The organism is Pseudanabaena mucicola FACHB-723 (assembly GCF_014696385.1).
Classification (GTDB): Bacteria; Cyanobacteriota; Cyanobacteriia; order Pseudanabaenales; family Pseudanabaenaceae; genus Pseudanabaena.
In genome coordinates, this window is sequence record NZ_JACJQB010000004.1 from 105,387 (window position 1) to 125,528 (window position 20,142).

Below are 20,142 nucleotides of genomic sequence, written 5' to 3' on the forward strand. Positions count from 1 at the left end.
GAAGGGGGCACATTGCGTCCCCTTCGGTTATTAGTAAACTGGTAGCGTAAATCGGAAGCAACTGCCTTTTTTGCCGATTGCATCATCGACCCAGATATGACCGTAGTGGGCATTAATAATCCGACGGCAAAGGGACAGACCAATTCCATAGCCATCAGCCTCATCATCTCGTTCTAGACGATAGCGCTCTTCAAAAACGCGATCGCGCATTTCCGCAGGAATACCGGGACCATTATCAGTAATGCTAATTTCAATTTTTTGGGCGGTGCGATGCATGACCGTTAGCTCGATCTTGCCGCCTTCAGGCGTGTATTTAGTGGCATTCCCCAATAGATTGATTAAAACTTGACGGATTTTTTCTTGATCGATATAGACAGGCGGTAAATCCGTGGGAATATCCTTGATTAATTTTTGATGTTTCCCCTCTAAGCATTTATTGAAATAAAAATCGCTGATGACACTGTGACAAAGCTGATCAAATTGAATTTTTTGGCGTTGCGTCCGAAACTTAGTATTTGCTCCTCTACCTGCTTCGAGAATATCGGTGATCATACTATCGGCATCCCTTGCCTTATTCCGAGCATGTTTGAGTAGGCGCGATACCATTTGTGGGTCGATTTTATCGCCACTTTTTTCGATCGTATCAATGGCTAGCAAAATTGCTGTTAATGGGTTGCGGAGGTCGTGGGCAAGCATTCCCAATACCCGATCTTTAAAACGAATTTGCTCTTCAATCTCGGCTTTTTCCTGTGACAACCGAAATACATCGTCGGCTAACCTAGCAACCTCGTTCATGTAATCAATATTTTGAGCGAGTTCAGGGGGATGATTGGTTGTCTGATCTAATACTTGCTGTTTCCATGTATCCCAACAGGTTTCAAGTTGTGAGAGGATATTTTTCCCTGCGATTGTTTGCCGTGGTAAAGGTGATAATTTGAGAAGCGCTGGCGACATCACCACTTTAAATAGTTCGGCAAGCTGTGGCTGACTTGCCACGTTGATGACCTGTAGTTCAGAGCGACATTCACTTTCGCGTTGCAAAAATTCCTCCACTTCTTTGACTAAATCCTTTGCCTTGGGGCGATCGTCAATAAATAGTAAGAGTTGTAAGGTTGATTCAGGTAATGTTGGAATAGTCCTCATTAGTTTTCGGACTCGCAACGGATTTTAAGACATTCTTAATAATTATATTATTGTTCTCATGGTTTTACCTCAACAGCGATGGCAGATTTTCTCACCTCAACCAGAGTTGTCAGAGACGATTGCCAGTTCAACGGGACTTTCACCGATAATTGCGCAGGTTTTGTTAAATCGGGGTATTAATAGTCCCGAAGCTGCCAAAATCTTTCTTGATCCTGAATTAGAGGCACTACCCGATCCTAAGCGAGAATTTCCTGATTTAATTACTAGTATTGACTGTATTGAGCGGGCGATTAAGAATTGCGATCGCATTGTTATCTGTGGTGACTACGATGTTGATGGGATGACTAGTACGGCTTTGCTCATTCGTACCCTGCGTTTATTAGGTGGCATTGTCGAATATGAGATCCCCAGTCGCATGACTGAAGGCTATGGAATTAATCAGCGTATTGTTCAAGATTGTTGCGATCGCAACGTCAAATTAATTATTACCGTGGATAATGGCATCGCTGCCTATGAGGCAATTGCCCTTGCCAAATCATTAAATATTTCTGTAATTGTCACCGACCACCACGAAGTCCCCGAAGACACTAGCAAAATCCCCCCCGCAACGGCAATCTTAAATCCTAAATATCAGGTTGCACCCGATTCTCCCTATGCTGCGATCGCAGGTGTCGGTGTCGCTTACGTGTTGGCGTTGGAATTAAGCGATCGCTTCGGCAAACGTGCCGAATTAGAGAATCCTTTATTAGAATTATTCACCCTTGGCACAATCGCCGATCTTGCTTCACTCACAGGTATTAATCGCCGATTAGTCAAAAAAGGTTTACGCCTACTATCGCAATCTAAAGTAATTGGCATTATTGCCCTGATTAATGAAACGGGAATTGCTAAGGATAAACAAACAGGTTTAAAACCTGAAGCGATTGGGTTTGGACTAGGACCGCGTATTAATGCGATCGGGCGAATTGGTAATCCGCAGGTAATTATTGATTTGTTAACCTGCGAGGACATGGGGCAAGCGATTATCTTGGCTCAAGAATGTGAAGCCACCAATCGCCAGCGCCAAGATCTTTGCAAAGAGATTGAACAAGAAGCAATCGCCTATATGTCAAAGCTCAAATCAGAGGGCTTTGATATTACTCAAGAGCGAGTTTTAGTAATAGTTGATCGGGAGGTGCAGGATACTCTCTATCCTGATCCCAAGGGAAACAAAGAAATGGCATAGCTATTTCTTTGTTTGAAAACCCTTACTGAGTTTAGTTTTCAATTCACAAACATTGTGGTCACACTTTTGTGAATTGGTATTATGAAGTTTAAGTTAGGTAAAGTCATTATGAACACATTACTCAAACCAGCCTCAAGCCAACTAAACACATGGATTAGTGCCTCTTGGACAGAATTTGTGGCGATCGCCGATGCAACCGATAGTGGCAAATGCAAAAGTTACTATTACAACCACCAGATGAGATTTGAGGATATGTCCACAGGTTCCGATCACGCCAAAGTTCACATGACCATCATTATGATTGTGGGATTGTTTGCAGCAATGCGAAGCATTCCACTCAATGGACATGATGCCTGTTCCTATCGCCAATTAGGAAAAATCGAATTTCAGCCCGATGTCTCCTACTACATTGGTGACAATGCCGATGCGATCGCTTGGGGAACGCGCATCATTGACCTCGAGCAATATCCCTTACCCGATCTTGTCATCGAAATATCTGACACTACCTTCAACGATGACCTCGGCACAAAACGCCTGCAATACGAAGAACTAGGCATCAAAGAATATTGGATCGTCAATGTCCAAACTATGAAAATCTATGCCTTTGCGATCGCCCCAGATGGCAGCAGCCATCATATTCGCCAATCCCTAGTGCTATCTGGACTAAAACTCGAAATATTAGAACAAGCTCTCGAACGCAGTCGCCAAGAAAATCAATCAACCGTCACTGCATGGCTAATGAAGCAATTCTGATGAGTGCTAAAGATTGAGAAGTTTGCCAGTTTGGAAGGAAGCAACTTAAGGTAGGAGCAAATGGAAATAAAGTCAACAAATTTTAGTTTTTTGCGCGAGCATGATCCACAATTGGTAAACCTTGCTGCCCGTGCTGAACTGTATTTCCATAGCGACAGTAATACCTGCATCATCAAACTGCGACAATTTGCCGAGCGTCTTGCCCAGCACATCGCCGACCAGAGAGGGCATTATCAAGCAGAAGATGAAGCACAAGTAGATTTGCTAAGACGACTTGAAGCAGAAGGTATCATTTCTAGTAAAGTCTCTAAACTTTTCCATAACATTCGCAAAGGAGGCAACAATGCCGCTCATACAGGCAAAGATGACAGCCGCCAAGCCCTCACTCTCCTCGAAAATGCGCATGAGTTAGGCATCTGGTTTCATCGCGAATTTGGCAATGACAGAAATTTTAGGGCAGGAGCATTCGTGCCACCTGCTGCGCCCACCGATGCCACCGCCGAATTGATAGCCGAAATTGAAAGACTGCAAAGGATCGCCAATGATAGTCAATCGGCTGTCGAACGATCTCGCCTTGAAGCTGAACAGAAAGAGATCGCCCTGAAATTTGCTGAAGAAAAAGCCCGTCAAGCTGAAACAGAAAAGCAACGATTGGCACAAATGGTGAGCGAAAAAGAACATCAACTAGCACAGCAAAGTACCAATCAAACTGTCACGCCCCAACAACCTGCGGATATCCTCAATCGCTCACAAATTTTTGACCAAAATATCGATCTCGATAAAGATTCAACCCGTCAAGTTATCGATCAAAAACAAAAGTTACGCGATCAAAGTTGGAAAATCGATCCCCCTCCCAAGAAGGAAAAAGCACTCACTCCGATCTCCTCTAGCAAAAGGGAAAAAGCCCTCATCCCCAGCCCCTCTCCCAAGAAGGGAGAGGGGAGCAAGACTAGGGGGTGGCATCATGGCGTGATTGGGATTGTCGCTTCGCGGTTGGTGGAACGTTATGGCGCACCTGTATTTATTGGCAGTTATGAAGATGCCCATGATGATGATTCTGAACAATTTGCCACTGTGCGATTCTCGGTAAGGGGAATCCCTGAATTTCATGTTTTTGAGGCGATCGAATATGAGCCGATTAAGAGTATTCGTCTTAAAGGTGGTGGACATAAGGCGGCGGGAGGTTTTACCATGCCTGCGGCAAATTTGGAGAAACTGCGGCAAGGTCTGCGAGAATTTGCCGATCGCGAAAATATTTTACCCAGCCACATTAGCCCCCTAATTAATATTGATGTTCGCGTCGATCTCAGTGATATCTCAATGACACTTCTGCAACAATGCGATCGCCTGCAACCTTGCGGACTCGGCAATGCTGATCCTGTGTTTTATAGCGAAAATGTGCGCGTCATTTCCCAACAAACTCGCGGCAAGGATAAGGTCAAGCATCTATCTCTAGAGCTTGATACGGGTAACGGTAAAATCAAAGCGATCGCATGGCGTTGGGGCGAATATTGCCCTGTCCCTGATTATGTGGATATTGCTTACAAGTTACGCGCTAATCAGTGGCAAGACACAACCTCTGTGGAGTTAGAAGTCGTTGGTATTCGTGAGGCAACAGTTGCCAAACCACAAAATAGCCACAATCTGCCCAAACATCTGCAACTGCAATATAAACCTGCGCCCGTAATTACCAAATTCCCGCAGTGGCAAAAACTCAGTGAAGCGCCACGTCCTTTACCCCGACCATTATTGCTATATGGTTGCGAACGTCCAGCCGATCGGTTTCAAGGTGATGTTGATTATGATCGTCCAGATCGTAATCGAGTCGGGGGAGATGGTAATTATCACGCAATTGTCTTGTGGACTTTGCCACCATCATTCACCCATTTACAGTGGTTAGTTGCCACAGCGAAGCCAGACTATATCTATCTAGGCTCCCATATTCCCCCAATTCCTTCGTCTGAGCAATTTCGCGCCCAAGTGCAATCCCTTGATTTAGAGAATATAGGGCAACTAAATCTATTAGATATCTCACAGCAATGGTGGATGTCTCCGAGTGCGATTGTTTCGGCTTTGCGTGAACTGAATTACATCTGCGAGTTTCCACCGACATTACCCCTTGAAGGAGAACTGCTCAGAATGCAAAAATGGTACGGAATTGCGATCGCAAAACTTGCTTTACTATTTGAACAAAAGTAGTTTAATCGGCACAATAAGGTAACCAAAGTTATTAATATAGTCTACTGTGCTGTTTATTTGCCGAATTTGTCACCATGAAACATACTCTCTCCGTTGTCGTTCAAGATGAGGCAGGCGTGCTGACCCGCATTGCTAGCTTGTTTGCCCGCCGAGGCTTTAATATTGAAAGCCTTGCGGTCGGGACAGCCGAGCAAGATGGATTTACACGCATCACGATGGTTGTCTCAGGCGACGATCATACGATTGAGCAAATCACTAAGCAGTTGCATAAACTGATTAATGTGATCACAATTTTAGATTTTACAGATATTCCCTGTGTCGAGCGCGAGTTGATGCTGGTCAAGGTGAATGCTTCCCCCACGGTGCGATCGGAAATTATTGAAATATCGCAAATCTTCCGCGCTCGTATCGTTGATGTTGCCGATGATTTCTTAACGATCGAAGTGGTGGGCGATCCTGGCAAGATGGTGGCGATTTTGAAAATGTTAAACAAGTTTGGCATTCGCGAGATTGCTCGTACTGGTAAGGTTTCGCTAACTCGTGAGTCGGGAGTGAATACAGAATATTTGAAAATTGCCAAGAATACTTCAAGTAATCCCATTTCTAATTTCTAGTTTTTGGGATCTATGGCTACGCTTTGTGCCGCATCACTAGGAAAAAAGTAGAGTGTCACCCACTACGCGGGTGGCACTCTACTTTTTTATCGGATAAATTTGGCATCAAGGGGAGGTCGATCGTTTTTTGGTGATGTTGCCACACTCGATCGCATGTTGGGGCGATCACCATAGGGAACGGTGTCAGGGTCATCATCGACATAATCCTCTTCTTCCACTTCATCGTCATCAAGCGGATCATTTAGATTCTCTAGATCATCATCTAGTGCGGCATCTTCATCCTCGTATTCATCCTCCTCATCTACATATTCGTCATCATCTTCAGCATATGTAGAGTAAGTCTGAGAGTTAGTTGTTGAAGAACTAGACTTTGCCGCAATGACGGCTCGCCGAATTAGTACATTTTGTCGCCAATTTGCGATCGCATTAACTACCAATGCCAAAATGCCGCCGCTTACAAATGCGATCAGCATTGCCACACTTAAGGGGATGGCAAGCATCTTCTGCCCGAACAGGATCACCTGTACCGCAGGCTGTAAATTTTGAATCACGATTGCCGCCAGTAGTGTGATCGTGATGCCCACCAGCAAAAGCTGGACAATCACAATAGCAGGACTTTTTTTTGCGGCATTAGGAGCATTAGTATTTTGATCAAAGCGCGATCGCGACATAATTACAATTCTCCTGCGGCGAGGTTAGTTGGCATTCTACCCTGCCACCGTTGGATGAGGTCAGCATCAACATCTAGCTGATCGAGCGCTCTAGCAATCACAAAATCCACTAAATCCTCAATCGTTTGGGGATTGTGATACCAAGCGGGAATGGCTGGCACAATTCGCGCCCCTGTTTCGGCGAGGGTGGTGAGATTCCGCAAATGAATCAGGCTGAGGGGAGTTTCACGGGGGACAATTACCAATCTTCGTCCTTCTTTCAGATGCACATCGGCGGCTCGTTCCAACAAATCAGAGCTAAGTCCATGGGCAATTTTGGCAACCGTTGCCATACTACAAGGAATCACCAGCATCCCCAATGTCCGAAATGAGCCACTGGCAATTGTTGCCCCCACATCCCCCCATTGATGGCAAATCAATTTGCCGTCACTCGTCTCACTTTGATCGCGCCAAAACTGTTCCTGCGATCGCAAATTACTGGGCATAGCAATACTATTTTCCGATTGCCACACCATCATCGCTGCCTTCGAGGCGACCAGATCGACGTTGTAGTTATTATTTAGCAAAAATTTAAGCGTTCTCACCGCATAAATCATGCCCGATGCCCCAGATACTCCTAACACAATCGCTTTTTTGTCTTGTTCTTGATTTTGCATTTCTGGCACTATATACAGCGCTTTGCGCCTAATTAAAACCCAAAGAAATTTCTAAAAGCGCCACTTTCAAAAATTTCTTGGTAATACTTTTAGCCTCAATAGGTTGTAAGGCTACTCAAACCCAAAAGGCTTTAACAATCATAGCTTGAGCCTAGTGGCAATGAGAGTCACAGTCATTCCCCAGCCAAATTCCGCTATATTTAAGGATGGCTTGCTCTCACCCTATTGGGGTCTGCTCAGCCCCTGTTCCATAGAATTAAGATTAAATGTCCAAAAATTACAAGATTACGCTTTTGCCTGGCGACGGAATCGGCCCTGAAATCATGAAAGTGGCAGTTGCGGTGCTACAGGCAATTGCTCCTAAATTTGATATTACCTTTAGCTTTGAGACAGCTCTAGTCGGCGGTGCAGCGATCGATGCGACAGGGCATCCCTTACCCGATGAAACCTTAGAATTATGTCGCAATAGTGATGCGGTGTTATTGGCGGCAGTCGGTGGTGATAAGTGGGACACCATGCCGTCGCATCTACGTCCAGAACAAGCTTTACTCGGTTTACGCGGCGGTATGGGACTATTTGCGAATCTCCGTCCTGCTCAGATTTTGCCCCAGTTAATTGGTGCCTCTACCCTGAAGCGCGAAGTTGTTGAAGGTGTGGATATTCTAGTTGTGCGTGAGCTAACGGGTGGCATTTATTTTGGCAAGCCCAAGGGCATTGTTGCCGATGAAAATGGAGTGCGTCGCGGCTTTAATACAATGGTTTATACCGAGCCTGAAATTGATCGCATTGCTAGAGTTGCCTTTGAGGCGGCGCAAAAACGTGGCGGTACAGTTTGCTCGGTCGATAAATCTAACGTGTTAGAAGTCTCGCAACTATGGCGTGAGTGTGTCACCAGCATTGCTAGCGAATATGCGGATGTCAAGCTCTCTCACATGTATGTTGATAATGCCGCCATGCAAATCATTCGCAATCCTCGCCAATTTGATGTGATCCTGACCAGCAATCTCTTTGGCGATATTCTTTCCGATGCGGCGGCAATGTTGACGGGCAGTATTGGGATGTTGCCCTCGGCAAGTTTAGGTGAAGCTGGCAAACCCGGGGTGTTTGAGCCTGTCCATGGTTCTGCCCCTGACATCGCTGGCAAAGATTTGGCGAATCCTTTGGCACAGGTGCTTAGTGCTGCGATGATGTTGCGCTATGCCTTTAATGAAGGATCTGCCGCCGATGCGATCGAGGCAGCCGTAAATAAGGTTCTTGATTCTGGTAAACGCACGGGCGACATCATGGCTGACGGTTGTGAGAGACTGGGCTGTGTGGCAATGGGCGAGGCTTTGCTAGCTGCCATTTAAAATCAAAACCTATGGCTCATGCGCAGCGTGAGCCATAGGTTTTATTTAGATATCCATCCCTGTCGATCGCACCATTGGCTGATATCTGTCAATATGCGATCGCAAATTTCCCAAGGCAAGAGATGCGCGGTATTGGGATAACAAATAAATTCGCAATTCGGTAATAACTGAGCGGTTTCCTCGGTTGACGCAGCAGTGATATGTCGATCTTCGGCGGCGGCAATCGCCAGACAAGGAATTGCGATTTTGCCTAAATTCGCAGTGCGATCATAGCCCTGTCTTAGTGCCTTAGCTAAAGCTCTCTGGGCATAGCCTGAAGTCTGCACATAGGCTTTTGCGCCCGTAAAAGCAATTTGATCATAGGCAGCGCGATGATGTTGCTGAATTAAATATTTAATTAGTGATCTTTTGCCAAATAGCTCAATATGCCAATTTTGTTGAGGAATGAGTCGATGTAATGCCACTGCGATCGCAAGATTGGCATATTCCCACCAAGCAATTTTTGGTAAGTTACTGCGTGGCTTTGCCGCAGTCGCAATCAAAACTAAGCCCACAATCCTGATGTTTTGCGCCAGACCATCAGAAATCGCCCCATCGCGTAGGGCTGTCTCTATTGCCAAGATGCCACCGAGTGACCAACCCAAAATTAAATAGTCAGTTAAATCATGCGCTGATTCATTGCTCAAGACTTGCCAAATATCTTGTATATGATCAGACATTGCAAAATCAGCATTTGTCCTATGGTTGCCGTAGCCTCGTAAGTCAATCGCAACTGCTTCAATCCCCTGTGATTGAAAATGTTTCACAAATATTTGCATCGCCGCACTATTGCCGGGATGCCCATGTAAACAAAGGACTTTGAACTTGCTATCGCAACTCAAATGAGGTATCCACCTAGTAATTTATTAGTAATTTTCTGGCAATTCTATTGATACTAGTAACCATTTCTTCAAAAAAATAAATCAAATAGTGGCGAATATCAAGAAGAACTAGTATACTCCCATTGAAATTATCTTACCTAGCATCCACATCTATATCTAATTCACTGCAAATAAGATCTTTTTAGACTTATAAAAACAGTTAACAACGGTTAAAACAATCTAAAGGTTATGGGTCAAACCATCATCCATTCGATACAGATGATTAGAGCAAGCATGGTGTAGGATAATTCTCACAAAAATATCCGATCCTTTCCCTATAGCGAAGGCATATGGCAAGCACATCTAACAAAAAACAAGCGAGTTCTTCAGGCACAAAGATTAATAAGCAATCGCCTGAACCGCCAATTGCATCTACTTCACACAAGTCCACAGGTTCAATGGGCTTGGGATTAATCATAATTGCGATTGGTACATCGCTAGTGGGCTTAGGTGGTTTAGGGTATCTATTCTGTCAAGAATTATTAAGTGGTTCACAGCGTGAATTAGAGCAAGCAACTAGCGCCAATACTCTGCAAATTGAAACAAAACTTGCCAATATTCAACAGACTGTTCAAGGGGTAGCTAGCGCGGCACGAGTGTTGTCACAGCAGCAACCCAAACCGACAAGTTTTGTTCCCTATCAACGATTAGTCGCAGAAAGCTTGCCAACTGCCACATCATTGGTTGGAATGGGCATTGCCTCTAGTGGTAATTTGCTATTTCCTGCGCCTCGCCCCAATGTGACCTATGTCTGGAAAGAAAAAGCAGGTCTGAATTTGGGCGTTACAGGACAAAAGCTCCCTGGAGGTAATCAACTTTTATTCGCAAATCGCCCTGATATTCAGAAAGAAGCTAGCTATCAACAGGCTCTCAAAGGACAAGTAGTTTGGTCACAACCTTACCAATCTTTAGGAACAACCATCGTCACTTACAATGTGCCGATTAAAGACGGCCAGAGGACTCTGGGTGTCGTTAATGCCGATGCGATCGCAAGTGATATATTTTCCCTCAAAGCCATTGATCCTAATCTTGAGCAAAAACTAGGATTCGTGGTCATTAATAGCGGCGGCAAAGTTATTAGCGCCTCTGAGCAGTTCCAAGCTGCTGATCCTGTGATTACCGAAGCCCTTACCAGTCTAACAACGCAAGCAAAATCTCAACCTACGGGTGTTACCCAAACCGCAGGAAATATTTGGGCATATCGCAAGGTGGCGGGTAGTGATTGGGTTGTTGCCACCTATTTACCCACATCATCGGTCTTGGGTAAGTTGCTGATTCCCCTTGGTGGTGTCCTTCTAGGTGTGAGTGCAATTTTAGCGATCGCAATTTCTAACTTTGTTGGCTCTCTCAAAAAGCGCCTCCAACCCCTCAACGAAGAGTGCGCCCAATTCCTTGATCAACGTGGACACTCCAGCGCCAACATCACAGGCAAAGATGAAATTGATCAGTTGGGGCTACTTCTAAAAGGAACTTTTCAACAAATTAAGGTTGATGAGATCCATCTGCGTAATGAGTTGCTGCAATCTTCAGGTGAAGTACATCCAGAAGCCTATACTCAGTCAGATAGCTATTCAGAGTATGTCGAAGCCGATGCAGATCTGAGTGAGCATGATGATGTTGACCTGATGGATGTGGTTGCGTCTTTAGACGATGACATTCCTAGTCCTAGCTTGACTGAGCAAGCAGTCGCCATTACTCCAAACGAAGTCGCACAAACTGACATCGACGATGAGCAAAATTTAGATTTAGATCTTGATTTACCTGATTTCGGGTCAGACTTTGAGCCAATCATTGTCGAGACTGCTGAAGGTACTTTTGCTCAAGCGCAATCCCAAGAGCTAGAAATTTCTCCAGCTAATTCCTTGATAGCAGATTCATTGACAAATGATGAAGCATTTTTAGAAGAAGAACTGCTGACCGAACTGAAGCATGAAGTTTATGATCAAGATGAAGCTACATTCCATGATCAGGTCGAGAGTTCAGACTCTGTGGAAGATGAACATGAATATGATCCATTGCTTGCGGACGCAACCTCTTCATTTGTAGAAGATACTAGCTTTGGAATCATTACCCCTCTACCAGATGATGCCTTTGCCAATGTGCCGACTTCTGTAGATTTTAATATTCCTGACATGGATGACGATTTTCATGCTTCCGAGTCAGAGATGACCGACGTGATCGATGATGCCAGTCTATTCTTTTCTGTTAGCGAACCCTCTGCGACCACAGAAACTAGCTTAGAATCTAGCGCTGATTTTGATCCTTTTGCTAGTGATACTCCTTTTGCGACAGAAACCGAAAGCTTTGCGGTGGAAGCCGATGATGTTTTTGCAGTTAGCTCTTCAGACCTAAACGATCTAGGGATGAACGATCTTGATGATGATACTGCCTATGGTGCTGAGACCTATACAGAGCAAAGCTATGACGAAACATCTGAGGATGCCTTTAGTTTTGACTCGTCGATTGATTATATTCCTAGTGAAGAGGATGAGGCTTATCCAGAGCCAGTTGCCGATATGTCTGGCTTTGATGCATCGATTAACTATAGTCCTGATGAAATCAACGATGAATTTAATGAGTTTATCGATACTCCTTTAGAATCCGCAGTCGTCAATCCCTTTGAGCATGATGAAGTTGCTGTGGATGTAATCTCAGATAACTATGATGAAGCATTTGATCAAATCTTTGATACTGAAGATGTGGCTGGGAGCGATGAACCAGTGGCAGCGCATCAGCCATTATCAAATACAGAAAATGTCTTTGCTTTTGATCAAGATCTAGCAGAAGATTTGGATCAAGGTTTTTCCCTAGAGCCAGAAGCTTTCGCTGAAACAGATCTCAATAATTTTGCAGATCTATCTCCAGAACTAGATGCTTTCGTCGAACCAGTTGTTGAAACAGATCTCAATAATTTTGCAGATCTATCAGCAGAGCCAGAAGCTTTCGCTGAAACAGATCTCAATAATTTTACAGATCTATCACCAGAACTAGATGCTTTCGCCGAAACAGATCTCAATAGTTTTGCAGATCTATCTCCAGAATCCGATTCTTTCGCAGAGCAAGATGCTTTTGCTGCGCAGGAGCTTAATGATTTTGCTGAGATTGGCGAACAGGATGAGATGTCTGCTGTATTTACTCAAGAGTCAGCACCTGATCAGATTCCTGATATCTATTTTGAAGAACCATCTGATGCTGTATTTGCCACAGATATTAGTGCAACTTTTGTTGGTGATACTTCTACTTCTGAATATTCAGCTATCGAAGAATTAGAAGATGAAGAGAGTCAGATTTTTCAGTCTGTGAGTGAACCAATTCCTTCAGACTTAGAAGATCAAGACTATTCAGAGCTACATACAAATGAACCGTCTCTGGTCGCTAATGTAGATGCAGATTTTGACTTTACTGTACCTAGTCTGCCATTGGATGACATGAATGATATGGATGGTCTGGTGGGTTTACCTGCAGAGGAAGATCTTGCTGCCTTTGCTCAAGATAGTGAAGCCTTCAGTGATCTCGGTAGTCTAACTGAGATAACCAGCGAAATTGGTGAACAAGATCAGCTTAATGATGATTTCGATAGTCTTTGGCAAGCTAATGAAATTGATGAAACCAATGAATTGACACTTCCTGCGATCAGCGATCCCTTCACTGGCAATTCCTTTGCTGACAATGAGTATACGCAGGATTTGAATGATCCTTTTTCTTCTGCGATCGCAGAAGAACTTGAAAATATTGATGGACTTGAAAACGCTGACGCGATTCAGGACATATCTACGGTTGCCGATGAAAATATGGAAGAGTTTGCCAACCTCTTTGAAAATGAGGATGAGCAATTTGGTGCAGATGTTATCACCGACACGGTAACAGACAATAATCCAGATCTCATTTTAGAGGATGACGAGTTTGCCCCAGCGAGTGAAGACTTGAATGATAGTCAGCCATCACTGGAAGGTATATTTGAAAATGATTCCTTCGATCTTGACTCCCTAGAAGAATTGAATGATTTACCCCAAGAAATTGATGCCTTTAGCGATTCTAGCAATGATGAATTAGATGAAACCTTTGATGAATCAGATCTTTCGTCCATATTTAGCATGAACCTCGATGAGTCGGCAGAAGCCGTTTCCGAGAAGTCTTTGGATGATGCTTTGCCTGATCTGGCTTTCCCAGCAACATCTATGGATGACGATCCATTTAACCTCTCTACTGCTACTCCAACTCTAGACGAGAGTATGTCACTAGATACAGAGGAAGATGCTTCCCTCAACTTCTCAGAAACTTGGCTGGAAAATGCGACTACCGATGCAGAGGAGAATGCCAACTTTAACATTGAGGCATTTGAAGATTTTGATGACTTAGGTGTTCTATCTACTGATTATCCCTCGCTCACAGGAATATCGACAAATGCAGTGAATGACAACTTGAATAATGATTTGCTGGATAGCTTGACTGATCAGGATGACCAAGATTGGGAAAGTCTAGGCATAGATACAGATACGGCGACTACATCGACGCACTCTGATTTGTCTGCCTTAGATTTGGGAGTCTCCGCTTTTGGTTCTAACTCGCTAATGGCTAATGAAGCTGATGAGGAGTTTGATCTTTCTGCTTTTGATGATCTAGATGAAGATTTAGTCAATTCAGCGAGGAGTGAAATTGAAGATTTTCTAGCAGGGAGTCTTAATATAGATGACTTGAGTGACGAATCCTTTGAAACTATAGATAAACCTAATCCCAAAAAGGATGATCAGGATAAAACCGTTCCTAAGCAATCTACTTAAAACCTAGAAGCTTGTGCCGATCGCTACGAGAGCGCTGTAACAAGAGAGTTGTCGCATCATGCGACAACTCTCTTGTTGTTTAAATCGGCACTTCTGTAAAGAAACAGCTTCTTGCGCCTGTATGACAAGCAATGCCGCCAACTTGCTCGATCTTGACTAAAACCACATCGCGATCGCAGTCGTAATATATCTTTTTCAGTTTCTGAATATGCCCAGAAGTCGCCCCCTTATGCCATAGCTCCTGACGGGAACGACTCCAATAATGGACTTCACCAGTTGATAGGGTTAGTTCTAGGGCTTGGCGATTCATCCATGCCATCATTAAAATTGTGCCATCTTCATAGTCCTGTGCGATCGCAGGAATTAGTCCTTTCTCATCATATTTGAGATTATCAATCCAATCATTAGCCATAGAATTTACAGATTATATTTTTAAGATCACTCAGTCGTCGTCACAGGTAAACAAATAGTACGTGTGATTGTACAATTTACACCTTCAAAATCTTGGCAGACTTCCTTAGCTTTATTTTCTGCCGCAGTTTTATCGACTGACCATGCTGTACCCGCCGAACCATTCGATCCCTCGGAAATAGACAAACAAGCATTTGCTGCCCAAATCATGACTTGACAATCTGATGCTCCAAATTTTTCGCATTCAGTAACCGCTCTTGTTTCAGCCTCTTGACGGGTTGCATAGTTCCAAGAATAACCTTTGTCCTGTGTTGAGGGAGATCTCGCAATTGCCCCAAAACTTTGACGAGTAGAGGAATTGCTAATTGGTGGCGGAGTCACGGGTGGGGGAGTGATGCTTTCGCTGGGGCTGGCAGTTACGGTGGGGCTGGCGGTTACGGTTGCCGTTTCCGTGGGTTTTACCTGTGCTTTGGGACTTTGATCTGCTTGCGAATTAATCAGTTTGGGGACGATCATTGCCGTTGCGATCGCAGCACCAACGGAGACGATTCCTGTTAACGCCAACCAAAGAAATAATTGAGTAGGCTTAGAACCATTGTCGGTGATCGTGACGTGGGGCGCGGTATTAGAAGAATGAATGATGGTGGGATCGGGTGGTGGTGTTCCCTGTGAGTGAGCCGCGATAACTGGATTGGTATTCAAGTTGGGAGTAGAGTATGAGATTACTTCTGTTGGGGCAATATTCCCTGATATTGCATTGCCATAATTGCTATTACTAACATTAGTGGGGGATAGCGATCGCACTGCTTGCAATGCCTCTACCGCCGATTTATAGCGCTGATTAAAGTGATAAAAAATCATACTTTGCAGAACCTCCGCAAAGGCATCGCTAACCTGTGCGTAGTTGCGCCATAAAATCTCACCTGTCTGCGGATCTTCTTGCAAGCTGTCAGGTGCAATTCCTGTAATCGCTTGAATGCCGATCATACCTACGGCATAGACATCACTACTGAGTCGAGGCTTGCCTTTTGCCTGTTCACTAGGCATATATCCCGGTGAGCCAATACTAACGGTGACATCGGTCATACCTTGGGAATTTGTCCCCAAAACACTAATATCTTTAACTGCCCCGAAGTCGATTAGGACAATCTTGCCATCTTGTTGACGGCGCATCAGGTTCGCTAATTTGATATCACGGTGAATGACATTATTTTGATGGACAAAGGCAAGAACTTCTAAAATTTCGATGAGCAGGGCAATAGTGGCACTTTCTGTCAAACGATGACCGATCGGAATTTCTTGCTCTAGGCTATGCCCTTCTACAAACTCTTCGACTAGAAAAAATTCATTGTTTTCTTCAAAGTGAGCAAATAGCGTGGGAATCTGCGGATGGCTGTTGCCTAATTTGTAGAGATATTCAGCTTCTCGCTCGAATAAGCTTTTTGCGATCGGTAAGACGTTTGTACTCGTATCCTTGGGCTTTAATTGCTTGACTACACAGGTAGGATGGCGGGGCAAGTCGGTATCTTCTGCTAGGTATGTATCGCCGAACCCCCCACTTCCTAAAACTTGAATAATTTTGTAGCGCTGCTTTAAGATTTTCCCTACCAACATAGTGTTTCACCAAGTTAGAGATTGTTGCGATCTATTGTTTTGTCTATAATCCTACAAAATATGTATAGCAATCAAAGTTTTGCTTAAGACATAAAACTCAAGAAGTGATTTGCAATGCTTTGCGCTGTAAATCACTTCTTGGGTTTTGATTTGTTAAATTATTTCCAAAAAAAAGGCGACGCACAGCGTCGCCTTTTTTTAAGGTAGAAATTTAGCTAATCCATTCAGGAATTGCTTCTTCCTTGGTATTAGTACGACGCTCTAGGGTTTGGCGCTCGAACTTCATGTGGATAGCGCGATTTTGCTCGCCATCCGCAGCAACTGCAAAAATTGGATAGTCTTGAATGCCATCTTGGAAAGATGTGTGGAAGCGGAATGTTCCATCAGCATTGAGTTTGATTGGACGACCGCCAATGGTTACTGAGGCATCAGGCTCAGTTGCTCCATAGACAATCAATTCGGCATCGGCAACTAGCCAGAACTGACGAGGACGAGCTGGGGCTTCGCTAGAAAAGAAGCTGTAACTAGACATGCCAATGCCAGAGTAGTTAATACCGCTTGCACTGATTGCGCCTGCTGCGCCTGCAAATAGACCTGCACCTGATGGGAAGATGTAGGAGCTAATTGATTCAGGAGCCATGCCGATGCCTGATTCATGCTGCATAGAGCCGTAGAGTGAACCAGAAATACGTTGTACTTCAGCTTCACGGGCAATATTAAAGATTTCGTCGTAGGAATCGTCGTTGCTAGCTGTGGTTTGCTCTGGTTCGGGAGCAGATTTTTTGCTAGGAGGAACGAGAGTAAATAGGGTCTGACCTTTGAGATCTTGATCCCAAGGTACAGTAATAAAGTTGTCTTCTACCCATTCTGATGGGAATACGGGAGGAACGTGAACGACCTTAGAGCGGGTCAACACTAACCAACGACCATCAGCGCAGCGATAGCCAAGCTCAGCTACATAATCGCGATCGCTAATGGGGATTGGTAAGTACCATTCACGGGCGAGTTCATCGCTGTTATATTCCTGAAGGTTGTTAGGGGTTTGGTAATCTAAGTTAATATCAGTGGCATCGTATAGACGCAATGCCAACTGTTGCCCACCCTGACGACGCAATTCTTCTTTCTCAGAATTAGGAACATCCCAGTAGACATAGGCCCATTGGGGATCACGCGGTAATAGAACGATGCGGCTTTCGCCATAGCCACTTGGTAATTCGCCAATACTCTTATCGACGGCAGCAAGTGGTTCTAGGTTTTCTTCTGTTTCTTCACTACCCAAATTAAACTTTGATGCTTCCACGATTTCTTGTGTCTCCGAGTTACTACGATCTACTGAGGATGAGGCTGCACCTTGAGCCGTAAGAATAGTTTGGATATCAGCAAGTAACTGAGATTTTCGCATCCGACTATAGCGGGAAATCTCTAATTCTGCTGCTACTTTGCGAAGCTGACGCAAGGTCATTTCTTCTAGGGGAGGACGTTCCCTCGCCATACAATTAACCTCCAACTGCTTTTAATGATGTCTATCCCTAAGTGTGGAGCGAGTATCACAATTTACAAAATAGTTGTGATTACTAGTGCCGCATTTTTAGGGATCGGTCTGTAGCTAAGTCCATTTTGCCAAATTTTTGAAGATGGTCAATGGCTGGAAGGTATATCTTCTATTGGTTTAAGCTGATTTATGGAAGTTTATAAGTGTAACTACTTAGCTAAGATCAAATGCCTGTCATTGTTGTGGCGATTACTTTTAAAATTTGGCTTGGGGATCGTAATGTTATGAATTCATAACATTACGATCCCCTCCTTTGGATACTAGGGGAGGTTGACCGAAAAGCCATAAGATTAAAGGGACAACAAATATATACATTTCTATAAATATGAAGGCAAAATACGAGTCTTTATTTAAGTTGCTATTTAATTCGCTAGAGATTTTACAAGTTTCTTGGGTAGGCTTGTGTCGTTCTGCGATCGCATTTGTATTAGTGGCTCTAGTGGTATTTGGTGGTTTTACCCCAGCCGCAGATGCTGCATTATTTGCCAGAAAAGGCGAAGTTTTATCGACAAAAGAAGTGCAAACACTGGTTAATGCAGGCTTAACGGGCAACTATGTCACTGATACAACCGATACCATCAAAACTCTGCGTGACGCAATCAATTTGCCTGACAATGCTGAGAATCGTAATGAAGTTAAGACCTCGGCAAGATATAAGATCAATGCCTATGTATCCCGTTATCGCGCTGATCGCGACAAGAGCGGTTTGTATTCTTACACCACCATGTCAACTGCCTTAAATACTTTGGCTGGTTACTATAATGGTTCGACCAAGCGTGCTATTCCTGCGAAAACTCGTGATCGCCTCCTTCAAGAATTTGACCGTGCAGAAACTGCACTGGCTCAAGGTCGCTAGTCTCTATCAATCGATTTTATTTTCAGGAAGCCGCCTTCAGCTAAGCTTCCTGAAAAGCTGTGAATAGGCGAAGGACAGTAAACATTGGCGACAGGATTGGCAACAATATACGAGGCTTTGCATCAAGACCCAGAAACCCTTGAGTTTGTGGAAGAGTTGCACCAAACCGAGGCTAAGGAATTTTGGCATCGGTCGATCGCAGTTTTGCAACAGTTATCGATGCAGATGCCTCTCAAGGGCATGTTGTTGACTCATAATCCTCACATTTTGGCAAATGCGGCATTTCGCCAAACCAATTTACAAACTTGGGTATTTACAACAAGCAAATCTTCATTATTTCCAACGGGGACTTTGCCAATTGGCGATACGCAGGTAGTTTCGATTCCCAAGGCTGATCTGCTTAATCAAGAATGGTTTTGTGTTTTAGTGACCGAGACCTTTAGCGCTCTGGTCGTATCATCGGCAAAAAATCATACTTGTCTTTGGTCATTGCATCCAATTGCGATCGCAAAGGTGTTAGATAGCCTCTTGCCGCGCCTCCGTCGCTCTGAGCAACAAGCCCTATGGCAGAATAATTTGCACAAATTTCCCCCAGTCTTGCCACCCTATCAAATCATGGCGAGATTTGGGGCAATTTTGATGGCGCAGTCTTCAATACATCAGGAATTGCCGATTCCTGAAATTCAGGAAGTTGATATCATCAAGGCAATTACCCATGAAGTGCGGACTCCGCTCACGACGATTCGGATGCTAGTGCGATCGCTAAAGCGGCGTAAGGATATATCCGCAGAAGTGAAGAATCGGCTAGATCGGGTTGATGCTGAATGTACAGAGCAGATCGAACGGTTTAATCTCATTTTTGAAGCCGCACAGTTAGATAGCTATCCGATTCTTTTAGAAGCAACCCAAATCACCGATATTTTGAGTGATGGATTTATGCGCTGGCAAGAATATGCAGGGCGGCGACAAATTTCCCTAGAGATGATTTTGCCGACGGAAATTCCGATGATTTCCAGTAATGCGATGCTTCTAGCTCAAGTTCTCAATGGTTTGGTCGATCGCTTAGTTCGTAGTTTCCCTCCCGATAGTCATATTCAGTTGATCCTGACCAGTGCTGGTGAATATCTGAAACTCCAATTTCAATCGCAGGTGACTCAGCATAGTGGTGGTGATTTGCCATTACTAAAAGCCGTTGGACAGTGGTTAATGCTCCAGCCTGAAACGGGGACATTAAGTTTGAGCTTACCGACTACCAAGACTCTGTTAAAAGCGCTTGGTGGCAAACTAACAGTGAGAATGCATTCAACTAGTGCTGCCTATGATGGCGAAATTTTGACTATATTTTTACCGTTCTTGTAATAAAAACTAAGAAAGTGGTTGCAGCGCGAAGCGCTGCAA

At 44.2% G+C, this 20,142-nt stretch carries 15 protein-coding genes; 8 read left to right on the forward strand and 7 right to left on the reverse strand.

What is annotated here, in order from left to right; all coding sequences use genetic code 11:
* Positions 1–30: 30 nt before the first annotated feature.
* Complete coding sequence (locus tag H6F41_RS04115) at positions 31–1,143, reverse strand: histidine kinase (protein WP_190402209.1); 1,113 nt, start codon at positions 1,141–1,143, stop codon at positions 31–33.
* 58 nt (positions 1,144–1,201) lie between these two features.
* On the opposite strand from H6F41_RS04115, the gene H6F41_RS04120 reads away from it, so the two are divergent.
* From H6F41_RS04120 to ilvN, 4 genes are all read left to right on the forward strand, one after another.
* Entirely contained in the window at positions 1,202–2,368 is a 1,167-nt protein-coding gene (locus H6F41_RS04120) for a single-stranded-DNA-specific exonuclease RecJ (RefSeq protein WP_242022903.1), read from the forward strand.
* Between the two features lie 81 nt (positions 2,369–2,449).
* Positions 2,450–3,121, forward strand: a complete 672-nt coding sequence (locus tag H6F41_RS04125; RefSeq protein ID WP_242022904.1) for a Uma2 family endonuclease — start codon at positions 2,450–2,452, stop codon at positions 3,119–3,121.
* A gap of 60 nt (positions 3,122–3,181) precedes the next feature.
* The gene (locus tag H6F41_RS04130) at positions 3,182–5,320 is read left to right on the forward strand and encodes a DHHA1 domain-containing protein (protein WP_190402210.1); all 2,139 of its coding nucleotides are present in this window, start codon (positions 3,182–3,184) and stop codon (positions 5,318–5,320) included.
* A 74-nt stretch (positions 5,321–5,394) separates the two neighbouring features.
* Positions 5,395–5,934: an acetolactate synthase small subunit gene (gene ilvN, locus H6F41_RS04135; RefSeq protein ID WP_190402211.1), complete on the forward strand. Its 540-nt coding sequence runs from the start codon at positions 5,395–5,397 to the stop codon at positions 5,932–5,934.
* A gap of 86 nt (positions 5,935–6,020) precedes the next feature.
* Here ilvN and H6F41_RS04140 read toward each other — a convergent pair whose 3' ends face one another.
* Complete coding sequence (locus H6F41_RS04140) at positions 6,021–6,605, reverse strand: LapA family protein (protein ID WP_190402212.1); 585 nt, start codon at positions 6,603–6,605, stop codon at positions 6,021–6,023.
* 2 nt (positions 6,606–6,607) lie between these two features.
* The gene (locus tag H6F41_RS04145) at positions 6,608–7,261 is read right to left on the reverse strand and encodes a flavin prenyltransferase UbiX (protein ID WP_190402213.1); all 654 of its coding nucleotides are present in this window, start codon (positions 7,259–7,261) and stop codon (positions 6,608–6,610) included.
* 266 nt (positions 7,262–7,527) lie between these two features.
* Between H6F41_RS04145 and leuB the strand changes: the two genes are divergently transcribed.
* Positions 7,528–8,610, forward strand: a complete 1,083-nt coding sequence (leuB, locus tag H6F41_RS04150) for a 3-isopropylmalate dehydrogenase (protein ID WP_190402214.1) — start codon at positions 7,528–7,530, stop codon at positions 8,608–8,610.
* Between the two features lie 41 nt (positions 8,611–8,651).
* On the opposite strand, the gene H6F41_RS04155 is transcribed toward leuB, so the two are convergent.
* Positions 8,652–9,491, reverse strand: a complete 840-nt coding sequence (locus H6F41_RS04155; RefSeq protein ID WP_190402215.1) for an alpha/beta fold hydrolase — start codon at positions 9,489–9,491, stop codon at positions 8,652–8,654.
* Between the two features lie 329 nt (positions 9,492–9,820).
* Between H6F41_RS04155 and H6F41_RS04160 the strand changes: the two genes are divergently transcribed.
* A complete protein-coding gene (locus H6F41_RS04160; protein ID WP_190402216.1) occupies positions 9,821–14,311 on the forward strand; it encodes a PDC sensor domain-containing protein in 4,491 nt (1,496 codons plus the stop codon).
* 79 nt (positions 14,312–14,390) lie between these two features.
* Here H6F41_RS04160 and hisI read toward each other — a convergent pair whose 3' ends face one another.
* From hisI to H6F41_RS04175, 3 genes are all read right to left on the reverse strand, one after another.
* Positions 14,391–14,723, reverse strand: a complete 333-nt coding sequence (hisI, locus tag H6F41_RS04165) for a phosphoribosyl-AMP cyclohydrolase (protein WP_190402217.1) — start codon at positions 14,721–14,723, stop codon at positions 14,391–14,393.
* A 26-nt stretch (positions 14,724–14,749) separates the two neighbouring features.
* A complete protein-coding gene (locus tag H6F41_RS04170; protein WP_190402218.1) occupies positions 14,750–16,336 on the reverse strand; it encodes a protein kinase domain-containing protein in 1,587 nt (528 codons plus the stop codon).
* Between the two features lie 211 nt (positions 16,337–16,547).
* On the reverse strand, positions 16,548–17,828 hold the full coding sequence (locus tag H6F41_RS04175) for a DUF4912 domain-containing protein (RefSeq protein WP_190402219.1): 1,281 nt from the start codon (positions 17,826–17,828) through the stop codon (positions 16,548–16,550).
* A 385-nt stretch (positions 17,829–18,213) separates the two neighbouring features.
* Between H6F41_RS04175 and psb27 the strand changes: the two genes are divergently transcribed.
* Together psb27 and H6F41_RS04185 are read left to right on the forward strand one after the other, a co-directional pair.
* Complete coding sequence (gene psb27 / locus H6F41_RS04180; protein ID WP_190402220.1) at positions 18,214–18,744, forward strand: photosystem II protein Psb27; 531 nt, start codon at positions 18,214–18,216, stop codon at positions 18,742–18,744.
* A gap of 96 nt (positions 18,745–18,840) precedes the next feature.
* Complete coding sequence (locus H6F41_RS04185; RefSeq protein ID WP_242022905.1) at positions 18,841–20,103, forward strand: sensor histidine kinase; 1,263 nt, start codon at positions 18,841–18,843, stop codon at positions 20,101–20,103.
* Positions 20,104–20,142: the final 39 nt, after the last annotated feature.